Genomic DNA, 23,915 nt, shown 5'->3' on the forward strand with positions numbered 1-23,915 from the left:
TAATTGCTCTCGGTCGTAAGGGATTATTGCCTCCTCCTATTCCCGTTGCTGCTTGAGGGGGGGAGTGAAAAGTTACGTTTGATCGCCTACTAATAACATAAATCTTGGCTTGCCCTTGGAGTAATCACAATCAGTCGTGTCATTGCTTTTGCTGCCGTAAGCGATGCACAAACTGGGCGCGTTTTTGTTCCCACCACTCATCTGTCACCTCAATCGGCTCACCACTTTCCAAACCCTCCAATAACATAGTCTCAAACTGTGCTTCTACAAGCGGAGCAGCATCTACACTTACATCCCGATATTTAAACTCATCCAGCAGCTTATAAAAAGAATTTAAAGCTTCTTTTTCATTAACAGAAAATAAGAGAATTATTTTAGCCCATGAGTTATCAGTTTGCAAATTAAATCTTTTTTGCAACCAAGGCTGAAATTTACTATGAAATTCCTTTTCTGCTGCTGTTGCTTCTATTCCTAATTCTCTCCTCGCACATTCATAACCGCGTAAAAACCAGTACAAAGCAGTTAGTGATGCACTGCCAATGTACATCCCCGGTCTAGGTTTAATCTTTTCTAAAACTTCATATAATCTAACTCCCAAGTTCTGAGGTATTTCCTGCGTTTTATTTATCTCAATTGTTTGCTTTACTTTCTCAGCTTCTAACTTCTTTTCTAACTCTTTATCTCGTTGTAAAAACTCATCTAATAATTTAAAGAAAGATTGAAAACCTTCCCGCTCATTTATGGTGTATGGCATTATGATGTTTGCCCATGAATTAGATGTACGCAGGTTATGTTTTTTCTCAATCCAAGAATGAAAATTTTCATGGAAATCTAATTCTAAATCTGTCGTGTCAATGTCTAATTCACTCTGAGCAAATTCATAACCAACTAAAAACATTCGCAAAATACTGAGTGAAGGCTGTTCTATGTATATTTCCGGTTCATCTTTAATTTTTTGTAATATTTGATATAATCCACTCATAGTGTTATTCGTAATTTTACCGTAGGGTGCGTTAGGCGCAGATAATATGTAATTATAATTACAATTAATCATGTTCTGCGCCGTAACGCACCGCTAAATTATGGTGCTTTACACTGCTAAGAGCGTACTGTTAATTAGAGGCGGAGCCTCCTGAATGCATTCCCACGCTCTGCGTGGGAACGAGAAGACGAGAGCGTGGGAACGAGAAGACGCAGCTAAATTATCTGCCAAACAGCTTAATATAGATGCGGATGGAGCAGGAGGTGCATCGTGATACACATAATTAATGAGTATACCCAGGTTGAACTACCCCTAATTAACCAACTCAAACTTATGGGTTGGCAACATATCGAGGGTGACATCAATGTTCCTTACCTGAGTGAACGGCAAAGCTTTAGGGAAGTGCTGCTAACTGAGAGACTGCACAACGCCATCCGCAAAATTAATCTTGATGATAATGGGCAAAATTGGCTTGATGATGGGCGAATCAACACTGCTATTGGTGCGCTACAACGGTTGGGAACTGCCAAACTGATGGAAGCCAATCAGGTAGCCACCGATTTACTACTTAAAGGAACTGTGGTAGAAGGCTTAGACGCTCGGAGGGCGGGTTCAAGAAGCGATCGCCAACGTGACGGTAGAATTCAGACGGTGCGATACATTGATTTTGACCATCCAGAACGCAATGACTTTTTAATCATCAACCAGTTTCGCGTAGATGTTCCTGGTGGTCGAACTTACATTGTTCCCGATATTGTTTTATTTGTAAATGGCATCCCACTAGTAGTAATTGAGTGCAAAAACCCTACCGCAACCGAACCAATGGCTGAAGGAATTACCCAATTGCGGCGCTACTCTAACCAACGGGAAGAAATTGAAGACTCGGAAGGCGCAGAAAAACTTTTTCATTACAACCAATTCTTGATTTCTACCTTTTTTTACAAAGCAAAAGTTGGCACAATTGGCGCATCCTACGAACATTATCTGGAATGGAAAGACACTAATCCTATCCCAATGGCGCAAGTGGCAGCCCAATTAGGAGTAACAAAATTAACTAGCCAGCAAATCTTAGTTGCGGGAATGCTGCGTCCGGAACACTTGCTTGACATTGTTCGTAATTTTACCCTGTTCCATCAATCGGGTGGCAAGACAATCAAAATCGTCGCTCGTTACCAGCAGTTTCGTGCTGTACAACAGGCAATTCGGCGCTTGCAGCAAGGTCAAACTCGTCAACAACATGGCGAAAGCGACCAACGTGGAGGTATTATATGGCACACACAAGGCTCAGGCAAAAGCTTGACGATGGTGTTCTTGGTGCGGAAGCTGAGGAATTTACCAGTACTACGACGTTTTAAAGTAGTTGTGGTAACAGATAGAGTGGATTTGGAAAGACAGCTTAGCAGTACTGCAAGTCTTACCAACGAAACTGTACTGAGAGCAACTAACACTGAAGAACTGAAGGGTTTGCTGCGACAATCGGGTGCAGATTTCATTTTTGCCACAATTCAGAAGTATCAGCAGCGTGATGAGGAGAGCCAAGATCCCCCTCAACCGCCTTTGCATTCCCAGGCTCCTGCCTGGGAACGAGGGGGGGAGCAAATCCCCCAGCCGCCTTTGCATTACCAGGCAGGATCTGGGGAACAAGGTGGGAAGCAAAAGAAATATACCACTGCTAAGCAAAGTCCTATTCGTAAAGCAGCAGACAAGTCTTCTAGTTATAACGTTAATCCCAATGTACGCCGTCTAATAACGGAAACCGAGCAATTTCCTATTCTCAACGAGTCAGAAGATATTTTGGTGCTGGTGGATGAAGCCCATCGCACTCAAGGCAGTCAGTTACATGCCAATTTGATGCGATCGCTACCCAACTGTGCGAAAATTGGCTTCACAGGAACTCCCATTTTGGTGGGAGAACGCAAGCGTACCTACGAAATTTTTGGTGAGTTTATTGACCGCTACACCATTCAACAATCAGAGGCAGATGGGGCAACTGTACCAATTATCTACGAAGGACGCACTGCTGAGGCAGAGGTAGCAGATGGACGTTCTCTAGATCAACTCTTTGAGGATATGTTTCGCAACCGCACTCCCGAAGAGTTAGCAGCCATCCGTGCTAAATACGCCACACAAGGCAATGTTCTCGAAGCGCCAAAGCTAATCGCCGCCAAAGCCGAAGATATGCTGCGCCATTATATTGATACTGTTTTACCCAATGGATTCAAAGCCCAAATTGTTGCCAGCAGTCGCCTCGCCGCCGTGCGCTATCAACAAGCCTTGGTAGCTGCACAGCAAAAACTGGTAACGCAATTAGAAAACTTTGAGCTTTATAAAGTAGCTCAAAATCTTGAAACACGAGAGTGGGAAACAAATCCAAAATCGGCAGGCTTTTTAAGTCGTGCTTATTCTCGACTAGAGCAAATCAAACGATTAGAATTTGCCACAGTAATTTCTGGTAGCCACAATGATGATCCAACTTGGAAGCAGTGGAGTGACAAAGCCAAGGTAGAGGAATACATCAACCGCTTTAAAAAACCACTGGTGCATCCCGACCCAGCAAAACTTGATAATCTGGCTTTTCTCATCGTCAAGAGTATGCTGCTAACAGGCTTTGATGCTCCTATTGAGCAAGTTCTTTATTTGGATCGGATGATGCAAGGGCATGAGCTACTGCAAGCTTGCGCCCGTGTCAATCGTACCTACTCCAATAAATCCTGTGGTTTTGTTGTAGATTACTACGGTGTTGCCCGACATCTTAAAGAAGCTTTGAATGTTTATAGTGCTGAAGATATTCAAGGAGCTTTAGTCAGCCTTAAGGATGAATTACCAAAGTTGAACACGCGCCATCAACGAGTGCTGGCAGTTTTCCAAGGAAGAGGTATTCTGGATATCGCCGATGTGGATGCTTGTATCGATTTACTACAAGATATGAAAATTCGTGCAGAGTTTGTAGTGAAGTTAAAGCAATTCCTAGAAAGCCTTGATATTGTTATGCCCCGCCCAGATGCATTACCTTACATTCGCGATGCGAAAATTCTTGGTTATATAAACAAAGCAGCTGCTAACCTGTACCGCGACTCTCAACTCAATCTTTTCGGCATGGGAAATAAGGTGCGGCAGCTGATTGACCATTATATTGTAGCCAAGGGCATAGATCCCCAAGTCCCACCCATTTCCATTATGGATGCTGAGTTTGAAAGTGCTGTTAATGCTCGTACCTCAAACCGGGCAAAAGCTTCTGAAATGGAACACGCTGCCCGATACCATATCAGCAAACACTTCCCAGAAGACCCAGTTTATTACAAAAAATTAAGCCAAAGGTTAGAAGAAATTTTAGAAAATTTTCAGGATAACTGGGCAGAATTGGTGGAAACCTTACGTCATTTTACTCAAGATTTACGGCAAGGACGCCCATCAGATGTAACTGGACTTGACGCCAAGACTCAAGCACCTTTTTTAGGCATTTTAGTAGAAGAAATCAGCGTAGACGGTGAACTGCCTAAAACAGAACTTGACAAACTGGCAGCAATTACTGTGTCTATGGTGGAACAAATCCGTCGGGAAATTCGGATAGTGGACTTCTGGCGTAATACCCATGCTCAAAACGTATTGCGGGGGTGGATTGTCCGTTTCTTAGATGACCATGATGTGATACCTTTTCAAAGGCAGCAGGCGGTGAGCGATCGTATCCTCGAACTAGCTAAAACCCTACATGCACGGTTGACAAATGAGTGAGTCTGTGGTCATAGATGACTTATACTTTGTTTTGCAGCGCAGCGATCAACGTAAAACAGTAGGCATCACTGTTGATCGTGATGGCGAACTTATCTTAAAAGCCCCTGTTGACTGTCCTCTAGAAGTGATTGAGCAAATTGCCGAGGAAAAACGCTTTTGGATTTACACAAAACTAGCACAAAAAGAATTACTCTTCCAAAATCGGTCAGAAAAAGAATTTGTGAATGGTGAAGGATTTTATTATCTAGGTCGAAGCTATAGACTGTTACTAATCCCACCATCATCCTCAACTCCTCTACGCCTTCATCAAGGTCGATTCATGCTGAAGTCTGATGAACTAAGCTATGCAAAAAAGTATTTCACTCATTGGTACACCGAACACGCCCAACTTTGGCTAAAGCGTCAAGTCAATCTCTTAGCACCAAGGATTGGCGTTATCCCTAGAATAATACAAGTCCGCGACCTTGGCTTTCGTTGGGGGTCATGTGGTAGTAACGGAAATATTTACTTTCACTGGCTAACTATACTACTACCACCACGAATTATCGAATACATTGTTGTTCATGAGTTAGTGCATTTACACGAACCCGATCACAACACCAGTTTTTGGAAGTCTATAGAGCGTGCGATGCCAGATTTTGCAGCACGTAAGCAGTGGTTAGCTGAAAATGGTAGTCGTTTTAGATTATAAGCTTTGAGTGCTTTACCAAAAAAAGTTTGGCGAAATTCAGGAATCCTGTCACTTCAATTGGTAGCTAATAGGAGTATCTCGTTTTGGCATATAGCCCTCAGCATAGAATGCTGGGGCTAAAAAAACCAAGCCTGCGGAGGCAGGCTAAAAATTTTTATGTCGTTTAAAACAACAAAAATGTATACATAATAAGCATTTTACGTTATTTACATTTTCTACATCGTTGCAGATTGTTGATGACTTTCTGAGCGCGTTATGATGTTTGACGACATTGCTTCGCTCATTACCATCGGGCTTTTTCATTTAAGTCTCTTCCTTGTATACGTTGTTGAATAAATAGCTATGTCATTTCTACAGCGTTCTAAAATGCCCTTAATTTTCAACGATGTTGTTGTTGTTTATATTAAGAATTTAATAAGACATAAATTCTTATAGCCTGCGGAGGCAGGCTTGGCTCGTGTAGAAATACCCTTATAGGGTATTTTGTAATTACCAAGGAGAAGGCTGATGTTGGGCTTTTTCGTATTCTTTCTAGTTGTAGTTGTGGTGCTAGTTGTTGCTAGCGCTCAAAAGCGTTCCTCTAAAAGTCGTAGAAGCAATCGTAACCATTCTACTAATAGCGATAACAATTTTTACAGCGGTGCAGTAGGCGGAGATTACAGTAGCAGTAGCTCTGATAGTGGTGGAGTTAGTGGCTCAGATAACAGTAGTAACTGTGACGGTGGCTCTAGCAGTGGCGGCTTTGATGGCGGTGGCTCTAGTGGAGGCGGTTGTGATGGTGGCAGCTCTAGTAGTGGCGGATATTAGAATCGCTATTGTCGTCGCCTCTGCAAGCTTCCTGCTTGACAATCGCGTAACCAGAACTGAATCCCTTGGGCAATGTCACCATTACTACTATCGCGTGGCGGTGTAGGCGGTTTGTTCGCAGGGAAATAACCAGTTTGGGAATACATCATCACCATTTGCCAACCATTGTTTGTTTTTGTTAAAAATAGCCAGTGGAATTGCTGTAATTGAACTGGTTTGCCTTTTATATACTGGCGCTCTAAGGTAGTAAAAAATACTTGCTCTATTTGATCTGAAGTAGTGGGTATATTTGAGCTATACCCACTAGGATTAAGGGGCAACGGTGCAAATTCGGGTCTTCCCGCTACTAACATATAGCTATAAATATCAGCACCAGCACCTGCTCTTCTCAATCGGCGACCACGTTGGGTGGCACGATTAGCATAGCTAGGTAAATCTCGCAAAAGCTGGGTAGTTAATGTTTCTATATTTTGTTGTGAGCAGGAGGCTGAGCCTCCTTGTACTTGTCCCCAAACTGAGACTGGGAACGAGAGTAAAAAGCTACAACAAATCAGCCACAAGCCATACTTTATTTTGCTGAGTGCTGACTTCATGTACTTGTAGCTATCTCCTCACAAATCTTCTCCCAAGCTCTGTCTGGATTTGCTGCGGCAGTGATGGGACGTCCAATCACGAGGTAATCGGCTCCGGCTTTGAGTGCTTGGGCAGGTGTCAGCGATCGCGCTTGATCCCCGGACTCAGCCCAAATTGGACGTACTCCTGGACAAACCAGCAAAAAGTCATCCCCACAAGTTTGCCGTAACTGTGCCACCTCTTGAGGAGAACAAACAGCGCCATCCAAACCCACCTCTTGAGCCATTAACGCCATCGACAAGACATACTCTGGCAATTCTAGGGGAATCTTTAAATCAAACGCCAATTGCCGGGAAGAAATACTGGTTAACAATGAAATTGCAATCAACTTTGGTGGTTTCACACCAGCAAGTGAAGCTCCTTCTTGTACAGCTTCTGTTGCTGCTTTCATAGCATCTTTACCACATGTCGCATGAATTGTCAATAAATCAACGCCATAACTAGCAGCAGCACGACAAGCACCCCTAACTGTATTGGGGATGTCGTGAAACTTCAAATCTAAGAAAATGCGCTTCGACTTAGATTTAAGTACCTCCAAAATTTTTGGTCCACAACTAACAAACAACTCCAAACCAACTTTCCAAAAACTAACTTGCTCTAACCTCTCCACTAGGGCGAGAGCTTCCTCTAAAGTAGACACATCTAAAGGTACTATGATTTTTTGCTCGGTGTTCATTGTTAATTGTTAACGCTCTTTTTAGGCTCGTAGTGAGCGCTTAAGCGCTTACTACAAACAATTCCATTAAGGTACGAGTCGAACAAACTTGTTCTTACCCACTTGCAAAACTCGCCCAAATAATTCACTACCTGCGGCAAAAGTTGTTTCCACATCAGTTTGGCGATCGCCATCTAAACGCACCCCAAGTTCTTGAATTTTCCGTCTTGCTTCTGAATTACTTTTGCACAAACCGCTGGCACTAAGAATGTAGGACAACTTAGCGGGAAATTGTACCCCAGACAGAGAAAATTCAGGAACTTCACCGCCTTCAATTTCATCAAGAACTTTTTCGCCATGATACTGCTTGACGACTGTTTGTGCTAGTAGTTTTTGGCGATCGCGTGGACTATCTGGGAGTTGTGCCTCATGTAAATTTGTGAGTAATTCAAAATACTGTGACAACAACTTGTCCGGAACCTGCTGTAATTTTTGGTACATTTTAAACGGATGCTCTAACAAACCCACATAATTACCCAAGGACTTAGACATTTTTTGCTCACCATCAATGCCAATTAAAATAGGGAGTAGCAATCCATACTGAGCTTTTTGCCCAAAATGACGTTGCAAATCTCTGCCCACAGCTATGTTAAACTTCTGGTCTGTCCCACCTAATTCTACATCCGCATGAACAGCAACCGAATCATAGCCTTGCATCAAAGGATACAAAAATTCATGAAGAAAAATCGGACTTTCTTTTTTATAACGTTCAGCAAAACCTTCCTTCGCCAACATTTGACTCACAGTCATAGTAGAAAGCAACTCCATAATTTTGCTCAAATCAAGCACAGAGAGCCATTGGGAGTTATAACGTACCTCTAACCTTCCTGGTGTGTCAAAATCCAATATAGGTCGCACTTGGTCAAGATAGGTTTGGGCGTTTTGTGCCACATCAGCTTCAGTTAGTTGACGACGCACTTCCGATTTACCTGTTGGATCGCCAATGCGAGCTGTAAAATCACCGATAATTAGTACTGCCGTATGACCAGCATCTTGAAAAGCTCGCAATTTCCGCATAGGTATGCTATGACCGAGATGAATTTCTGCACCTGTAGGGTCAATTCCATATTTAACCCGTAAAGGGCGATGAGAATTCGCCAACAGATTTTCGAGACTTTCCTGATCAGTTTCAGAATCAGGGCTAAGATTTTCAACTACTGTTTGTTGTGGGAAAATTTCAGCCGTACCACGATACAGCCAAGAAAAATTTTGCGTCATACTAAGAGATTGACTATTAACTATACTTTGCACTATAGAAGTAGGTGTTGTGATAGTCATTGGCAAATTGTCTGCTTTGTTCTGTGCCAAACTAATATAATTGCAAAAATAACTGCCATGCTTTACGCGCCCAGATACACTTATACTTTTTCAAAGTGAGGAAGTGAATCGCCGTGTCGTCCAGAACTTTTGAAGATAAGCAGCCCCAACCTCAGGCTTCATCAGGCTTTGAATTCCTCAAAGGAGTAGGTCAGGTAGCAGGTGGTACTCTGTTATCCCTCACTATGCTGACTAGTTCCATTGTAGCGGGAGGACTAGTTGGCTTAGCCGTTAGTTTCCGTAATTTGCCAGATGTAAGACAGCTACGTAACTACTTTCCGTCAGAAACGACTTACATCTACGACATTAAAGGTAAACTTTTAACAAGTATTCACGGAGAAGCTAACCGGGAAGTAATAGCCCTAGACAAAATTTCTCCACATTTGAAGCGAGCAGTATTAGCAAGCGAAGATAGCGATTTTTTCTCTCACCACGGCATTAACCCCAAAGGCGTTGGACGTGCTGTGTTAACCAACTGGACAGCAGGAGGAGTAAGAGAAGGTGGTTCAACCATCACCATGCAGTTGGTAAAAAATCTCTTTTTGTCTCGGCGACGGGAATTTACCCGTAAGATCGCAGAAGCTGTACTGGCAATTCGTTTAGAACAAATATTGCCCAAAGACCAAATTTTGGAAATGTACCTCAACCAAGTTTATTGGGGACATAACAATTATGGTGTACAAACCGCAGCACGCAGTTACTTTAATAAGTCAGCCGAATATTTAACCTTAGCTGAGTCGGCGATGATGGCGGGTTTAATCCAAGCACCAGAAGAATACAGCCCATTTATTCACATGGATAAGGCAAAATTCCAACAAAAGGAAGTGTTGGGACGGATGTTGTCTTTGGGCTGGATTACACAGAAAGAGTACGATGATGCCCTCAAGGAAAAAATCAAACTGGGCAAAATTCGCTCTTTCCAAGGCAGTGCTTTACCTTACGTCACAAATGCGGTAGCCCAGGAAATAGCGAAAAAGTTTGGACGTGAAGCACTGCTTAAAGGTGGGATGCGCGTACAAACTACCGTAGATACCAAATTCCAAGCAATGGCAGAACAAACTGTCAAAACTTGGCATGGAAGATTACTAGGACAAGGATTGTACAAAAATCAAATCGCTCTAGTAGCAATTGATCCTCGTACTCATTATATCAAAGCGCTAGTTGGGGGCGTAGATGCCAAAACTAGTGAATTCAACCGCGCTACCCAAGCCCTGCGTCAGCCAGGTTCAGCTTTCAAGCCGTTTGTTTACTACGCAGCCTTTGCTAGTGGTAGATATGGACCGTACTCCACAGTTTATGATACTCCAGTACGGTATAGAGATGGTGACGCTTGGTACTTTCCGAAGAACTATGATGGTAGCTTTGGCGGCGCAATGTCAATTCGCTATGCTCTAGCCCAGTCTCGGAACATTCCCGTCATTAAGCTTGGTAAAACTGTGGGCATGAATAAAGTTGTGGAAATTTGCCGCACTTTGGGGATCATGAGTCCGATGGAACCTGTAACTTCCTTGCCTTTGGGTGCGATCGGCATGACTCCATTGGAAATGGCTAGTGCTTATGCAACATTTGCTAATTACGGTTGGCAGTCTCCGGCAACGGTAATTGTTCGTGTCACCGATAGCAGTGGCAATGTATTGCTTGACAATACACCTAAACCCCAACAAGTTCTAGATCCTTGGGCTTCAGCAGCAGTTATTGATGTGATGCGAGCGGTAATTACTGAGGGTACAGGTAAAAATGCCGCAATTGGTCGTCCCGCTGCAGGTAAGACAGGTACAACTTCATCAGAAAAGGATATTTGGTTTGTTGGTACTGTACCACAATTGACAACTGCAGTCTGGGTTGGTAGGGACGACAATAAAACCTTAAGTCGAGGTGCGACTGGTGGTGTGATGGTAGCCCCAATCTGGCGCAGTTTTATGAACCAAGCCTTAAAGAATGTACCTGTGGAAGACTTTAAGTCTCCAAACAAGTTCCGCCGTCCGAAGTCAAATTAGTGTTATCAGTTCCTGTAGAGACGCGCCATGGCGCGTCTTTCAAGGTTGTTTTTCTAATTCGCTTTTCATCCTTTCTAGGGTAAGATTCATCTGGTCAAACATCTGTTGAGGAGTAACACCAAACTGACTAAGTTGAGTTTTTAGTTGCTGTACTGTCATTTGTGCCATAAAATCTTCTGATAGCTCAAAGCGCTTCATGAAGACGCGATAGCGCTCCATCATGGCGGACATTTGCTCAATAAACAGCTTTTTGCCCTCGCGGTCAAATTTACCATAACTACTACCAAGCTTGATCAGTGCTTGATAGTCCTCAAATAACTGCTTTGCTTCGTGCTGAACTATTTCAGAATCAAAGAATCCCATATCGCTTATATTTAACTGAGCGGTAAAGCTCAGCAGATCTCATTTAATATCACACTTTTATCATTAGCCTTATTCTAGTTTAGGTAACTCTTGAGGCAAACTAGCTTCTCTTAGAGTACGGTTGATTACCAAATTTCCACACTTGACGGGAAACAAATTATAATAATAGTAAATTTTTTATGAATATGTTTAATCAACGAAAAAGCCGAAGCGTTGCGGCAATTTTAGCTTTTTCTGGTACGCTGACAATTTCCGGTTTACACAAATTTTATCTCGGCCAGCCACTGTGGGGTCTAGTTTACGTACTGCTTTCTTGGACTCCCATTCCCAAAGTAGCTAGCGCTATTGAAGGAGTTTGGTATTTAGCTCAAGACGAACAAGCTTTTGATCGCAATTTTAACATGGGCAAAACAGCTACCAGAACCGTACAACCAGCCGCACAGGTGAGTACTATTGCGGAAGCTTTACGCGAGTTAGATGCTTTACGTCAGGATGGACTAATTACTGAGTATGAATTTGAACAAAAGCGACGCCATTTACTAGACCAAATTTCTTGAGTAAGCACAAATGTTAAATTCTAGGTGGCACAAATTGCGCTCTAAGCTTCTCAATGACCCCTATTACCGACTACAATCTAGGGAAGAAATTGTCATGGCGGCGCAATTAGGTATTCAAATTGATGCTAACAACGCGACTGTAGATGATTGGTTGCGTTTACCTGGTTTATCAATTCACCAAGCACGGCTTTTGGTAGAACTTGCTCATACAGGGGTAAGGTTTTACTGCATAGAAGATGTGGCAGCTGCTTTGGGTATGCCAGTACAAAGGTTAGAGCCAGTAACTCCGATTCTCAATTTTAGTTATTACGATGAAGCAGTTTTAAATTCTAGCCATGTTGTCAACCCTAACACGGCAACAGTTGAAAGTTTAGTAAAAGTGCCGTTTATTGATTTGTCCCTGGCACAAGCAGTGGTGGAAAATCGTTTGTCAGCAGGAACATACCGTAATTTGGTTGATTTTCAGCGTCGTCTCAATTTATCAGGTGATGCGATCGCCCAATTAATGTATTATCTACGATTCTAACGTAGAGACGTTCCGGCGGAACGTCTCTACAATTTTAAATCAAACCGATGCGTTCAAGGGGCCAAAAACGAAATACCGCCCTACCAATAATGTTTTTTCTCGGTAAAAAACCCCAGTAACGAGAATCGTTACTATCATTACGATTATCTCCCAAAACAAAAAATTCATCGTTGGGAACTACCCTTGAGCGCATGGGTAATTCTGGTGGTTCCGCAATATAGTCTTCTTGCAGGGGTTGACCGTTGAGGTAAACTTTACCATTAGCAATGCTCACTACATCTTTGGGTTTGCCAATCACGCGCTTAATAAAGGCTTGGTCTTTGTGATATCCTCGGCGTTGTAGTTCGGTTGGTGGCTGAAACACAACGATATCGCCTAATTGTGGGGGGTGAATAAGGTAGGAGATTTTTTCCACTACTAAGCGATCGCCTGTATGTAATGTTGGTAACATTGAATCTGATGGAATGAAGCGGGGTTCAGCCACAAAAGTCCGAATAAACAGCGCTAGGCATAAGGCGATCACAATTAAAATGAGATTTTCTCGTACACTACGCTGCCATTGCTGCGACGACACAGAAGCTTTTTTGACATTAGTTGGCTGCGGAAGCGACGACACAGAAGCTTCTTTTGCATCACGTTGCGGAGGATTCATATAAGTTTTCAAGCAATTTAGATGAGACAAAGTCCTTTTATTGTGACTTTAAAAGTACACCAACCGCCCCTTCGGGTTCGTCAAAAGTCAAAAGTCAAAAGTCAAAAGTATTATATATGGCTTTTTCCTAGTAAAAATACGCATTTTTCCGCTTTGCGAGAACTAGTAGTAACGTAAAAATAGTTTACTACTAACAATCATGCAACCAACATCCTCATTACCACCGCTAATTGAGCGTGAAATTCTTTTTGGCAATCCAGAAAGAATTAGTCCAAAACTGTCGCCAGATGGTAAGTACTTGGCTTATATTGCTCCCGATGAGCAAAATGTTCTACAAGTGTGGCTCCGAACTGTGGGACAACAAGATGATCGTATACTAACTGCCGATAAAAAGCGTGGTATCCATATTTTCTTCTGGACTTACAACGTTGATCAACTAGTTTACATGCAAGACTCGGATGGGGATGAGAACTTTCACCTGTATTTGGTTACTATTCACCATTCCCAAACTGAGCCGGGAAAAGAGATTGTGCGTGATTTAACGCCGTTTCAAGGTGTAAAAGCCAATCCTGTAGAACTTGATCCCAAATTTCCCGATCAACTACTAGTGGAGATGAATCTCAAAGATCCCCAAAAGAGCGACGTTTACCGAGTTAACCTCAGAAATGGTGCAGTTGAATTTGATACCGACAACCCAGGTAATATTGTCAGTTGGCAAGCTGATGCAACATTTATTATCCGGGCTGCAACAGCTACTACACCTGATGGCGGTTCTGATCTTTTATACAAGGAAAACGATCAAGCGTGGGAAGTTTTGCGCCACTGGGGACCAAATGAGGAAGGCGCTTCAATTATCTTTAGTGCTGATGGCAAAAAACTCTATATTGAGGGCAATCATGATGCCAACGCCATGCGTCTATTAGCTTTGGACTTAGCTACCCGTCAGGAAACAGTTATAGCTGAGGATGAGCAATATGATGTTGGGATTGTGATGGTTCAGCCAATTACACGAGTAATCCAAGCGGTTTCCTTTAACAAGGATAGACAAGAATGGCGAATACTAGATCAAAGTATCGCGGCTGATTTTGAGGCGATCGCTCTTGTACGTCCTGGGGAGTTCATGATTGTTAGTCGTGATTTAGAAGATCTTAACTGGCTAATTGCTTACACAACCGACAATGGACCAGTTTACTACTACGCTTACAATCGCGAATCCAAAACCAGCACTTTCTTATTCAGCAATCAACCTAAACTCGAAGGATTACAACTTGCCTCAATGCAACCTATATGCTATAATGCGCGGGATGGTTTAGAAATACACGGATATTTAACAAAACCAGTAGGAATTCCCGCTCAAAACTTGCCAACAGTGCTGCTAGTTCATGGTGGTCCTTGGGTCAGAGACACTTGGGGTTATGATTCGGTAGTTCAATGGTTGGCTAACAGAGGTTACGCCGTTTTGCAAGTCAATTATCGCGGTTCTACTGGCTACGGTAAAGCATTCCTTAACGCCGGAAATCGTGAATGGGCTGGAAAAATGCACGATGACTTGATTGATGGAGTTAACTGGTTGGTGGCACAAGGCATTGCTGACCCGAAAAAGATTGCGATTATGGGTGGTTCTTATGGTGGTTATGCTACTTTAGTAGGATTGACATTTACTCCAGAAGTGTTTGCTGCTGGTGTAGATATTGTTGGTCCTAGTAGCCTAATTACACTAATAGAAACTATCCCACCTTATTGGGAACCACTCAGAGCAATGTTATACCATCGAGTGGGGAACTTGGAAACAGAAGAAGAGTTTTTGAAATCGCGATCGCCACTATTTTTCATTGACAGGATTCAAAAACCATTGCTAATTGGTCAAGGTGCTAACGATCCCAGGGTAAAACAAGCAGAAAGCGACCAAATTGTTAATGCAATGCGTCAACGCAACTTACCAGTAGAATACGTCCTTTACCCCGATGAAGGACACGGTTTTGCTCGACCTGAAAATCGTCTCCACTTCTTTGCTATCACTGAGGAGTTTTTAGCTAAATACTTAGGTGGTAGATTTGAACCGATGGGAGATATTCCCGGTCATTCAGGTGTGATTAGGTGAGTCATAGATTCCATAGATCCCCGACTTCGTAAAAGTTGTCGGGGATCTTGAGAATTAAAAAAACTATCAACTGAACAAAACTAAAGGAGATCTACCCTATTGATTGGGTAGATCTCCTACTTTTATTTCCCGATAAGTTTTTATAGGCTGAGAGCAGAATTTAACATTATTGCTAACAGATTTTAGGCATCTTTAATTTCAAATCGTCCGGCTTAAGAAATCAGAAAAAAACCTGAATAAGTTGGCGGAAATTCTTCAATAGCGGTAGTAATCAGGGAAAATCTTATGCAGTTAGCAGAAATCATTCAAGATTCGTTGGACTTAGCTTGGTGGGTAGAAATTGTCACAGAAAAGCCTCGGTGTAGCTATTATTTTGGTCCTTTTGAACATGCTAAGTTAGCCGATATTGCTCAAGCTGGCTACATAGAGGATTTAGCACAAGAGGGAGCCGAAGGAATTGCTGTTCACATTAAGTGGTACAAGCCAAATTACTTAACTGCTTGTGAAGATGAATTGGTAGAGAGCATACAATTAACTGAACTGTGTTGAAATATTAGAACTCGCTTGCTTGAGACTTATGCTCATAATTCGCATCTTCTGTACCAAGCAGCTTGTCCCAAAATGTGAAGTACAATCCGTAATGAACCATATAATTACGATGATGTATTAAATGATGCATAGAACCGATGAACCACCTTCCTAGCCAGTGGGGGGTAGATGACGAGGGAAATACCTCAAATCCAAGATGAGTCACCACTGCCCATACTGTCATGGTTATAAGTAAAACAACCAAGGTGATGAAATGGAGCGGAACGATGAAGATTACACCTACAAAGAAAAGTGCTTGTAAGATTGTCTCCGGCAAGTCGAACGCGAAGGAACTCCAAGGTGTTGGCTTTCCTGAACTGTGGTGTCCATGATGCATCCACGTAAAAATCATCGGGTGGTGAAACATCCGATGGATAAAGTAAAAGTACGTATCCTGAAGAAAGAGCACCGCAACAAAGCTAACTCCTAAATACCAAAATCCATACTTATGTAGGTCAGTGTAGATAAGTGTTACTTCTAAACCGTACTCTATTATGAGTGCTGCACAAAGAGCAAAAACCACTGCCGAGAGAACTGATAGTTCGATATCCTTTTGAACGGAAGAACTATTCGGCGGCTTTAGAGAAAAACTTTGGTAGGCGGGCATTTTCAGAACTGAATAGAAAAGCAAGTATGCTCCCCCAGCAATAAGAAAGTAACGGACAAGAATAATACTGAAGAAGAGAAACCAAGAGAACCAGAATGAGTGGTTAGTCAATTTAGATTTTCCTCCTTGTATCAGTTATCAGTTCTGAGAATATCTTATCCAAAATCAGTGATTTATTATCTCCATCACAAATTTGTAAGTTTGACAATGAGGTAGCAGCCGCAAAACGTTGGATTAATCGACATATTGACAGTTACAAAAATACGGTAGAGCAGTTTCGTACTCTACCGTAATCTTATTTTTGATTTGAGATTGTAACGCCAGATAAACTTGGATTATATCCAAATAATTATCTGCGTCTTGAACGCTTTGAGGTTACGCCTTAAGGCTCTAATTCTCAGGATTAGCGCCAATCTGTGCAATTTGATTGGCAAGTGTTGGAGTAGCGTAGTTCTACTTTGCCAATCACCACACCGTAGCGATCCTTCATGTCAGCAGAGCCACCTGTGACTGTATAGGCATCCCCACTACAGCCTTGTTGTTGAGGCGAATTATCTAATTTAAAACTAAGATATAGTGAAAAGGAAGTAGCTTAATCTGATTGAGAAGTAATTACCTCAGTTGGTCGCAGGACTTTATCACCTAAACGAAAACCTTGACGGACAATTTTAGTAATTGTTTGATCTGCCACGTCAGTTCGGACTTCTCGATCAACAACACGGCATAAATTGAAATCTGGTTGAGTGTCCTCTATTTCTATTGGAATTACTTGGCGCTTTTCTAGTACACTAAGGAATTTGCGATGTACTGCAGCTATAGACTTGGGTAAGCGCTGAATAAATTCTGGACTAGGATTGGGATTGTTTTCTAGGTAAGTCATTAAGCCGTATAGTGCATCCCCAACTTCTAATATTTCTAAAAATAAATCTTCTAAAGATGCCTCTGACTGGGTTTGCTCTTCTCGCAGAGACTGTTGAAGTAAAACATTTTGTTTTTGAAATGAACTAATTTGTTGTACGAGTAAATCGCGCAACTCAGAGCTGATAATGTAGGTTTGGGATACGTTAGACATGGGAAATCTCTTTAGATAATAACAGTAGAGTTTTATTTGCCCAAGCTTGCACTTGAGGATTAGTATGGGTAGTCATTTGCCGACACAGAGCGATCGCTCTTTGTATTTGTCCATCCATCTGATAAGCTTTAACCAACGACGCTTGAGCTTGAATGTAATCTTTGGTGTTGCGGTTAGTGCTACCTTGACAGTAATCTTCCAGGTATTTAATGGCTTTTGGGTAACGTCCCTCTTTACAAGCTGTAATGCCAGAGGCGAATAATTCCGATAAGGACATGGGTAAAGGTTCTCGCTCTAGACGTTCTTCTTGTCTAGCTTGAGCGATCGCTTGCTCTAAGTTATCAAATTCTGACAATAACATTAGTGTTGGCACTGGCTGATCTAAAGCCGATAAATCACTATATTTAAATCGCTTGATCATGGGCAAGATTGGACGCAGATAATCAGCTATGATGCGATCTTGGGGCTTCATCAAGCTTTTTTGAGCCTTAGCAATCACGTCAACGGGATATTGCTTGCGCTTCATTGCTACTGCTACAGCTTTTGTAATTTCAGCTTTTGATGCTGCTTGGGATATGCCTAGAATATCATAGGGATTATGAATCATTTAATACCTCTTATTATCGTAATCTCAAACTATGGTAAACTTCTTGAAATGCATATTCATCTGGGCAAATTTCGTAAGCCCAACGTCCTAGTTGCTGAATTTGGTTACTTGTTAGATCACCATTTTTTCCAGCATCAATTAATATGTATATGAAAAATTCAGCTACTTTAAATTTAACTTGGTCGTGATGTGAATGTTTGGCTTTTCTTACAGCTGCTGCAAACTCATTTCTTCTCAAGAGCTTCTCAATTTGTTCAATTTCTTGGATAAATTCGATTCTGGCAATTAAATCAAGCATAATCGGATTATGTTCATCAATTCTTTTAAGATCTTGAAGTTCCCCCAATGCTTTGTCTGGAGCAATTTGTTCATTAACTAATTTTTCCCGTAGTTGTTCCGTCTTATACTCAGCTAGATAACTTCTAGCGGGTTGGCTCCCCAAAAGATCGAACCAAAATTGGGCAAATTCAACATGTTCTCTCATTTCTGAGATAGCTCGACGTTGTAATCCGCACAGTCTATCTATTTCTTCTTGCCAATCACCATTCGCTTTAATTTCTGACTGAGCTTGTTTAAGATAAATAATTGCCTCTCGCCATTTTTGCTGCTGTAGCTGATAGCAACCTTCATAGTAAGCGACGAATTTTTGCGCAAATATTTCCGCCTCACTAGGTTGGGTAGAGGGTTTAATTTTTCTTGCTCGTAAAGTATCTCCTTCTAAACAAGCAGCTACGGCTAGCCCCCAAGGAGTGTAGAGCGATTGCAGTATTTTCTGATTAGCTTTAATCCCATCTACTAATATATTTTGCCACTGCAAAAGGTAACGATTGTAACAGCCTGGTGTCAGCAATACATCCTTTACTTTCATACCCCAAATTGGTGGATTACCCATTAATCGCAGCGCTACTAATTCTAAACGGTAGCGATCGCGTAACTGCAAATACTCATTAATATCTCTGTCTTTAAAATTATCAATTGCTTCTTCCAGAATTTGTTTTAATTCTAAAGATACTAATTCCAAATCAACAGGTTGGTTTTCTAGCCAAGGCACATCTTTTAGAGTTGGATCGTGAGTTAAATTTGCCAATGCTGTTGATAAAACAATAATCAAATCATGTAGAACGCCGCACGTTCCTACAGCGTGATAATAATTCGCTACTACCCAGTTGTGCACGGTGGTAATATTAGGATCGGCAAGCCAATTTTTTTCAACTTGCTCAGCAATAATTCTCCAGTTTGCACTTTGCCAAACTGTAGCTTCTAAACGAGGTTGGATATGTTCATTTAGATTACCCTCGACTAATTGATCGGAACCAAATTTTTGTATAAATTCTGCACTCGCTACTTTAGCTGCTTCTAAATTTCCATTTTTTATGGGCTGTTCGATATTTTGGAGGAGGTTAAGACGTTCTCTTTGGGAGAGAGTCTTGAGAATTTGCCTTTGAGATTCAATTTCTGGATGAGATAAAGATTGCCACTCGCACTCGGCTTGCTGTAAATTTCCTTGTTGGGCGTAGGTAAAACCCCGCAGATAAGCTGCTTGCTCTCCACCAATACCCTCTAATTGGGATATTGCTGTTGTCCAGTCTTGGATTTTAAGCGCTATAAACCCCAACCGGATCTGGCATTCTATGGGATCTGGTAATAAAGATTTAGCAGTTTCATAGAGGAATATTGCCTCTTTGAAATTACCCGCTCGCTCAGCGTTAAGCCCTGCTCGGAATTGTTCTTTGCCTTTAACAGTGCGTTTTAATTGCTCTAATAATTCTCTTCCATCTGAACGAGGGAAATTAGTTAAGGCAGATTCTAAAAGCGCGATTGCTCCATGTAATTTTCCTTCACTAGAGGCAAGAGTCGCTCTTTGTAGAATAACTTCGTAAGCTTCTTCCTCTTTGACCTTCAAGGCTAAAAATTCTAAAGTAGTTTGGATTGTAGTAGTTTGGTAAAGTTCTTGAGCTTCAAGATAGGTTTTTACTGCTTGCTTAAACAACAGCTTGTTTGTTTGTTCCTGTGCAATCGCAACCATTGCCTGATATTTTTGCCGTTTCAGGATTTCTTGTTCACACTCTCTAACTGATTGGATGAAAGCCTGATCATACATCAGGATGTTACTTTTTTGGAATAGAGCAAGCGCCTCTGTTAGAACTTGTGTTTCCTGAGGATTAGCTGTATCAGTTTCTAGTAGGGATTTCGCACGATTAGCTAGGGTGTCAGCTTCAGTAATTACAGTATGCCACTCGCATAACTTTACATTCACTTGCTCTAATAAATCGCCTAAAGCAACCTGCTGAACCAAGAACTTACTGAAAGAAACATCACAAGACCAACAAGTGTGTATTTCTTCAGCAATCTTAGCCGCCTGCCGGAAGCGTTTAATTTGGGCTTGTTGCATAGCTGTGTGGAACTCACGTTTGGCGCTAGCAGCTTTGTCAAAGACTTCTTTGGTTTTCCAAGCGCTATCTATTGCCTTACCAAATACATCAAAAACTCCCACAAGATGCCTCCTTACGGTTAGGAACTATTAGCGGTTCCCCAACTTCTAAAAAGTTTTCTCGACTTTTGAGTTTAGGATTAGCTTTGACTAGAGAAGTCCACAAGCGGTTATCCCCATAGAAGTGTTCAGCAATTTTTGATAGTGAGTCCCCAGGCTTGACAATGTAATGAGTTGATTGTGAGGTTTGTTGAGGTTTTACAGATTCAAAAGTCGGGTTGGGTGTTGGTGTTGGACTGGGTCTACTAACTGCAATTGGACTGGGAGAATTGACAGTGGAGCGGGGTACATGCGGTTGGAGGAATAGAAAGCAACCGATAGCTCCCAACCCTATACCTATAACTAGGATGAGCAAGGCGGCTGCTAATTGCCATGTAGCAATTTTAACTTGTTGGCGCGGTTTTTCCGCATGTGGCAGTTGTTGCAGCATCCGAAGCAGGGAAATGTCAGTATCGCAATTAGGGCAATTGCTACCTTCTATCTCTGTGTATCCACATACGGGACAGTTGATCTGAGTTGTCATCGTGTCAGCCCTGTGACAATACTATTGCTAGGTAATTCTTGATTGAGCCAGCGTGTGACGTCAGGTTCTAATTCACTCCAGAGGCGATCGGCTTCGTGTGCATTACCCCTTTCCATCGCGCCGATCATCCGTTCGAGTTTGTTAGACATTGCTCTTGCTTGGGTAGGTGCGACGGTATTAGCTTGATGGATTGCTACTAGACAGGCTTGAATCAACTTGACTTCATCAGGTAAATTATTCAGTTCCCGTTGAGCATCTTCACTCTTAGACTCCATTCGGGAGAGATTATTGGTGTTAATGGCATCTTGCAACTCTTGAGAAAGCCGTTGCAATCTTTGTTGCTGTGGTTGGGGAATCAAAAAAGCGCAAAGTTGAAGGACGCGATCGCATTCATTGACAAGACTCTCGGCTTCCAGACGTTCCTTGGACATAGATACTTGAAACTTTTGCAAGTTTGCATGAGCGCGATCGCGTAAATCTATACGTTCTTCCCCTGTCCTAGTATCGATAATTTGATTAGTTAACTGCACAACAGGAACCGCCAAGCGTAGCGCTTCTTCAACTCCTAAGGATGTCAAATTCTGGTCATTCAGATTAGCGATCGCTTCTTCTAATTCCCGATAAATTTTCTCATCTGAGCGCCCCCGCGAAAAAGTACAACTCACTCTCACTGAGGGATTATTTTTCAAAATTGCCGTTATCGCCAGATCGCTGTTTTTCTCATCCAGTTCCAAATTGACTAAAATTTCTGTCCCACGAGGATAGGATTGGTCTAACCCTAGCCACATATCTCCAATACTGTCATCCTCTTTTCTTACTTCATCAGGGCTAAAAAACTGAAAGTGAATTAGCCGTTGTCCATCCGCCGAAGTTTTGAAGGTATGGGATGTCGTCACTGGCAAAATATCACCTCGGCTGATGACTTTATACCTACCGTCTACTAGCTGAATGAAATAATCACGGGAGACTGTTGTTACTTTGTCCGTCTGTCCAGCAGCCACTATCGCCGCACCCTCCGCCACCGCGTACATTGGGCGGGGATGCACTACCACCTTGTTTGTGCCAAATGCTTCCTGGACGAGGCGCTGCACCAATGGAATTTGAGAAGAACCGCCCACCAACAACACCACATCCACTGCATCTAAGTCAGAGTCAGAGTCTTTTACCGCTTGATGGCAAATTTGGATAGAACGCTCTACCAAATCCTGAATCATTTCCTCAAACTCGTTGCGAGTAATTTTCACCTCAATTGGAATGGCGATGCCTAACTCATCTAGTAAGTTGGTTGTTGTATCGATTTGCGCTACCGTCGCACTACTCAAGGTGATTTTTGCGCGTTCTACTGACATTTTCAACTCAGCATTAAATCGCACTCGTTGATAGTGAGGCATTTTGGCAATCAAGTCGTCAATATCAGTTAATTTTTCTTGCTTTGCGACTTGCTCTTTGACAAACTTGATCATGCGCGAGTCGATGTCATCCCCACCTAGCCACAAGTCTCCAGCTTTTCCCTGTTCGATAAATGAAGTTCCAGCAGCTTGAATCACCGAAGCGTCAAAAGTGCCACCACCAAAGTCAAAGACTAAAATTGTTTTAAAATCGTCTCCAGTCGGAGAAAACCCGTAGGAAATAGCTGCGGCTGTGGGTTCCGGTAGCAATTCTAAGGGAGTTAGTCCGGCTTTGAGTGCGGCTGTACGTGTGGCATGACGTTGTTTGTCATTGAAATAGGCGGGGATTGTGATCACCGCTTGGTTAATCTGTTCTGCTTTACCAATTTTCTGATAATAGGCTTGGGCATTTTGTACAACTTTTTTGAGAATTTCCGCAGAAATATCCTCTGGCTGGTATTCTTTGCCGCCCAGCCAAACTGCAATGCTGTTGTCGGTTCCTTGTGTTGGTTGGGTAATTTTGTAACCCAATTGTGATTGCTTTTGTACTGCCTGCTCAGCGAAACCCCGTCCCATCAAACGTTTGATGGAAATAATTACGTTTTCAGGATCGGCTCGTAATTGGTTGTAAGCTTTTTCTCCTACCGTGAGCTTAGCTTGTTCGCTGGCAACTAGCGATCGCGTTAGTTTCCTGTCTGGAGGCGTGTTGTCTTCTGCTGTTACCACTTCCACATTTGCCAACTTAAAAGCTGCAACGGAGTTTGTTGTCCCCAGATCAATGCCTATTGCCTTACCCATTGCTTTCCTGGTATTTGTATAAATTTTATGTAATATACTAATACTTACTGAGCAGGTATATCCTAGCTAATATAAGCTTTTCTCACATTTGCCCAGTTTATAGTTATTACAATTTATGCATACAAAACTAACAAAAGCCCTCAGAGAAATCTCGGAAAATTACTTATAACTTGTACCGCTATCCTCAGCATGAATCCTAATTAATGTAGATTTTTGTAGATTTTTTTTAAGCACTGTAGTGTATAGTATTTAACGGATACCAAAAAACTAGGTGAAAAACATGGCTGACATTGTTGATACTGCTGTTAATGCTGGTTCTTTCAACACTCTAGCTGCTGCACTCCAGGCTGCTAATCTAGTAGATACATTGAAAGGCGCTGGTCCATTCACTGTTTTTGCACCTACAGATGACGCATTTGCTAAGCTTCCCGCAGGCACGGTAGACGCATTGCTTCAGGACATTCCACAGCTGACAAAAATCTTGACATATCACGTTGTCCCCGGTAAAGTGACGGCGGCTGACGTAGTTAAGCTGAACTCAGCTAAAACAGTTGAAGGAACGTCCGTGAAAATTGATGCTTCCAATGGTGTTAAGGTAAATGATGCAACAGTTACACAACCTGATGTTACCGCTGATAACGGTGTTATCCATGTCATTGACACAGTATTAATTCCTGCATAGGCAATCATCTTAAGGATCACCAGAAAATAAATGATTCACAATAGAGGGTTGGGCAAGATGCTCAACCCTCTATTTGTTAGGTAGGA

The 23,915-nt window shown here is 42.2% G+C and carries 21 protein-coding genes; 9 read left to right on the forward strand and 12 right to left on the reverse strand.

Features of this window, described 5'->3' with window-relative positions; genetic code table 11:
• Positions 1–139: 139 nt before the first annotated feature.
• Positions 140–982, reverse strand: a complete 843-nt coding sequence (locus ICL16_RS35410) for a hypothetical protein (RefSeq protein WP_190836267.1) — start codon at positions 980–982, stop codon at positions 140–142.
• Between the two features lie 270 nt (positions 983–1,252).
• On the opposite strand from ICL16_RS35410, the gene ICL16_RS47485 reads away from it, so the two are divergent.
• From ICL16_RS47485 to ICL16_RS35425, 3 genes are all read left to right on the forward strand, one after another.
• Entirely contained in the window at positions 1,253–4,714 is a 3,462-nt protein-coding gene (locus tag ICL16_RS47485; RefSeq protein WP_337907190.1) for a type I restriction endonuclease subunit R, read from the forward strand.
• Positions 4,707–5,405 carry a M48 family metallopeptidase gene (locus tag ICL16_RS35420; protein ID WP_190836268.1) on the forward strand — a complete coding sequence of 233 codons (699 nt, stop codon included), beginning with the start codon at positions 4,707–4,709 and terminating at the stop codon, positions 5,403–5,405. Before ICL16_RS47485 ends, ICL16_RS35420 begins: the two co-directional genes overlap by 8 nt.
• 507 nt (positions 5,406–5,912) lie before the next feature.
• Complete coding sequence (locus ICL16_RS35425) at positions 5,913–6,212, forward strand: hypothetical protein (RefSeq protein WP_190836269.1); 300 nt, start codon at positions 5,913–5,915, stop codon at positions 6,210–6,212.
• Positions 6,213–6,217: 5 nt separating this feature from the next.
• Here ICL16_RS35425 and ICL16_RS35430 read toward each other — a convergent pair whose 3' ends face one another.
• The 3 genes from ICL16_RS35430 to tyrS all read right to left on the reverse strand — a co-directional run bounded on the left by ICL16_RS35430 (position 6,218) and on the right by tyrS (position 8,838).
• Entirely contained in the window at positions 6,218–6,805 is a 588-nt protein-coding gene (locus tag ICL16_RS35430; RefSeq protein WP_190836270.1) for a hypothetical protein, read from the reverse strand.
• Positions 6,802–7,521, reverse strand: coding sequence for an orotidine-5'-phosphate decarboxylase (pyrF, locus tag ICL16_RS35435; protein WP_190836271.1), 720 nt, complete (start codon positions 7,519–7,521; stop codon positions 6,802–6,804). The genes ICL16_RS35430 and pyrF overlap by 4 nt, the downstream gene beginning before the upstream one ends.
• Before the next feature lie 66 nt (positions 7,522–7,587).
• A complete protein-coding gene (tyrS, locus tag ICL16_RS35440; protein WP_190836272.1) occupies positions 7,588–8,838 on the reverse strand; it encodes a tyrosine--tRNA ligase in 1,251 nt (416 codons plus the stop codon).
• A gap of 113 nt (positions 8,839–8,951) precedes the next feature.
• Between tyrS and ICL16_RS35445 the strand changes: the two genes are divergently transcribed.
• Entirely contained in the window at positions 8,952–10,874 is a 1,923-nt protein-coding gene (locus ICL16_RS35445) for a PBP1A family penicillin-binding protein (protein ID WP_190836273.1), read from the forward strand.
• Positions 10,875–10,913: 39 nt separating this feature from the next.
• Here the strand turns inward: ICL16_RS35445 and ICL16_RS35450 are convergent, their stop codons facing one another.
• Entirely contained in the window at positions 10,914–11,237 is a 324-nt protein-coding gene (locus ICL16_RS35450; protein ID WP_190836274.1) for a DUF1825 family protein, read from the reverse strand.
• A gap of 185 nt (positions 11,238–11,422) precedes the next feature.
• On the opposite strand from ICL16_RS35450, the gene ICL16_RS35455 reads away from it, so the two are divergent.
• Together ICL16_RS35455 and ICL16_RS35460 are read left to right on the forward strand one after the other, a co-directional pair.
• Positions 11,423–11,794, forward strand: a complete 372-nt coding sequence (locus ICL16_RS35455) for an NINE protein (protein ID WP_190836333.1) — start codon at positions 11,423–11,425, stop codon at positions 11,792–11,794.
• A gap of 10 nt (positions 11,795–11,804) precedes the next feature.
• A complete protein-coding gene (locus tag ICL16_RS35460) occupies positions 11,805–12,320 on the forward strand; it encodes a ComEA family DNA-binding protein (protein WP_190836275.1) in 516 nt (171 codons plus the stop codon).
• 34 nt (positions 12,321–12,354) lie between these two features.
• On the opposite strand, the gene lepB is transcribed toward ICL16_RS35460, so the two are convergent.
• Complete coding sequence (lepB, locus tag ICL16_RS35465) at positions 12,355–12,972, reverse strand: signal peptidase I (protein WP_190836276.1); 618 nt, start codon at positions 12,970–12,972, stop codon at positions 12,355–12,357.
• Between the two features lie 199 nt (positions 12,973–13,171).
• On the opposite strand from lepB, the gene ICL16_RS35470 reads away from it, so the two are divergent.
• Positions 13,172–15,073, forward strand: a complete 1,902-nt coding sequence (locus ICL16_RS35470) for a S9 family peptidase (protein WP_190836277.1) — start codon at positions 13,172–13,174, stop codon at positions 15,071–15,073.
• Positions 15,074–15,358: 285 nt separating this feature from the next.
• Complete coding sequence (locus ICL16_RS35475; protein ID WP_190836278.1) at positions 15,359–15,622, forward strand: DUF1816 domain-containing protein; 264 nt, start codon at positions 15,359–15,361, stop codon at positions 15,620–15,622.
• A gap of 4 nt (positions 15,623–15,626) precedes the next feature.
• Here the strand turns inward: ICL16_RS35475 and ICL16_RS35480 are convergent, their stop codons facing one another.
• From ICL16_RS35480 to ICL16_RS35505, 6 genes are all read right to left on the reverse strand, one after another.
• A complete protein-coding gene (locus ICL16_RS35480; RefSeq protein WP_190836279.1) occupies positions 15,627–16,379 on the reverse strand; it encodes a sterol desaturase family protein in 753 nt (250 codons plus the stop codon).
• A 481-nt stretch (positions 16,380–16,860) separates the two neighbouring features.
• Positions 16,861–17,340 (reverse strand): nucleotide exchange factor GrpE, encoded by a 480-nt coding sequence (locus tag ICL16_RS35485; RefSeq protein WP_190836280.1) that lies wholly within the window; start codon positions 17,338–17,340, stop codon positions 16,861–16,863.
• Positions 17,333–17,947: a molecular chaperone DnaJ gene (locus tag ICL16_RS35490; protein ID WP_190836281.1), complete on the reverse strand. Its 615-nt coding sequence runs from the start codon at positions 17,945–17,947 to the stop codon at positions 17,333–17,335. Before ICL16_RS35490 ends, ICL16_RS35485 begins: the two co-directional genes overlap by 8 nt.
• 13 nt (positions 17,948–17,960) lie before the next feature.
• Entirely contained in the window at positions 17,961–20,441 is a 2,481-nt protein-coding gene (locus tag ICL16_RS35495) for a tetratricopeptide repeat protein (RefSeq protein WP_337907191.1), read from the reverse strand.
• Complete coding sequence (locus ICL16_RS35500) at positions 20,428–20,961, reverse strand: LysM peptidoglycan-binding domain-containing protein (RefSeq protein WP_190836282.1); 534 nt, start codon at positions 20,959–20,961, stop codon at positions 20,428–20,430. The genes ICL16_RS35495 and ICL16_RS35500 overlap by 14 nt, the downstream gene beginning before the upstream one ends.
• Entirely contained in the window at positions 20,958–23,147 is a 2,190-nt protein-coding gene (locus ICL16_RS35505; protein ID WP_190836283.1) for an Hsp70 family protein, read from the reverse strand. Before ICL16_RS35505 ends, ICL16_RS35500 begins: the two co-directional genes overlap by 4 nt.
• A gap of 280 nt (positions 23,148–23,427) precedes the next feature.
• On the opposite strand from ICL16_RS35505, the gene ICL16_RS35510 reads away from it, so the two are divergent.
• Positions 23,428–23,829, forward strand: a complete 402-nt coding sequence (locus ICL16_RS35510) for a fasciclin domain-containing protein (protein WP_190836284.1) — start codon at positions 23,428–23,430, stop codon at positions 23,827–23,829.
• Positions 23,830–23,915: the final 86 nt, after the last annotated feature.

This window comes from Iningainema tapete BLCC-T55 (genome assembly GCF_014698965.1).
Taxonomy (GTDB): Bacteria; Cyanobacteriota; Cyanobacteriia; order Cyanobacteriales; family Nostocaceae; genus Iningainema; species Iningainema tapete.

Excerpts from the sequence above, each read along its gene's own strand:
- ICL16_RS35410 (WP_190836267.1), bottom strand. The coding sequence starts at position 982 with ATGAGTGGATTATATCAAATATTACAAAAAATTAAAGATGAACCGGAA.
- ICL16_RS35420 (WP_190836268.1), top strand. The coding sequence starts at position 4,707 with ATGAGTGAGTCTGTGGTCATAGATGACTTATACTTTGTTTTGCAGCGC.
- ICL16_RS35425 (WP_190836269.1), top strand. The coding sequence starts at position 5,913 with ATGTTGGGCTTTTTCGTATTCTTTCTAGTTGTAGTTGTGGTGCTAGTT.
- ICL16_RS35430 (WP_190836270.1), bottom strand. The coding sequence starts at position 6,805 with ATGAAGTCAGCACTCAGCAAAATAAAGTATGGCTTGTGGCTGATTTGT.
- pyrF (WP_190836271.1), bottom strand. The coding sequence starts at position 7,521 with ATGAACACCGAGCAAAAAATCATAGTACCTTTAGATGTGTCTACTTTA.
- tyrS (WP_190836272.1), bottom strand. The coding sequence starts at position 8,838 with ATGACTATCACAACACCTACTTCTATAGTGCAAAGTATAGTTAATAGT.
- ICL16_RS35450 (WP_190836274.1), bottom strand. The coding sequence starts at position 11,237 with ATGGGATTCTTTGATTCTGAAATAGTTCAGCACGAAGCAAAGCAGTTA.
- ICL16_RS35455 (WP_190836333.1), top strand. The coding sequence starts at position 11,423 with ATGTTTAATCAACGAAAAAGCCGAAGCGTTGCGGCAATTTTAGCTTTT.
- ICL16_RS35460 (WP_190836275.1), top strand. The coding sequence starts at position 11,805 with ATGTTAAATTCTAGGTGGCACAAATTGCGCTCTAAGCTTCTCAATGAC.
- lepB (WP_190836276.1), bottom strand. The coding sequence starts at position 12,972 with ATGAATCCTCCGCAACGTGATGCAAAAGAAGCTTCTGTGTCGTCGCTT.
- ICL16_RS35470 (WP_190836277.1), top strand. The coding sequence starts at position 13,172 with ATGCAACCAACATCCTCATTACCACCGCTAATTGAGCGTGAAATTCTT.
- ICL16_RS35475 (WP_190836278.1), top strand. The coding sequence starts at position 15,359 with ATGCAGTTAGCAGAAATCATTCAAGATTCGTTGGACTTAGCTTGGTGG.
- ICL16_RS35485 (WP_190836280.1), bottom strand. The coding sequence starts at position 17,340 with ATGTCTAACGTATCCCAAACCTACATTATCAGCTCTGAGTTGCGCGAT.
- ICL16_RS35490 (WP_190836281.1), bottom strand. The coding sequence starts at position 17,947 with ATGATTCATAATCCCTATGATATTCTAGGCATATCCCAAGCAGCATCA.
- ICL16_RS35500 (WP_190836282.1), bottom strand. The coding sequence starts at position 20,961 with ATGACAACTCAGATCAACTGTCCCGTATGTGGATACACAGAGATAGAA.
- ICL16_RS35505 (WP_190836283.1), bottom strand. The coding sequence starts at position 23,147 with ATGGGTAAGGCAATAGGCATTGATCTGGGGACAACAAACTCCGTTGCA.
- ICL16_RS35510 (WP_190836284.1), top strand. The coding sequence starts at position 23,428 with ATGGCTGACATTGTTGATACTGCTGTTAATGCTGGTTCTTTCAACACT.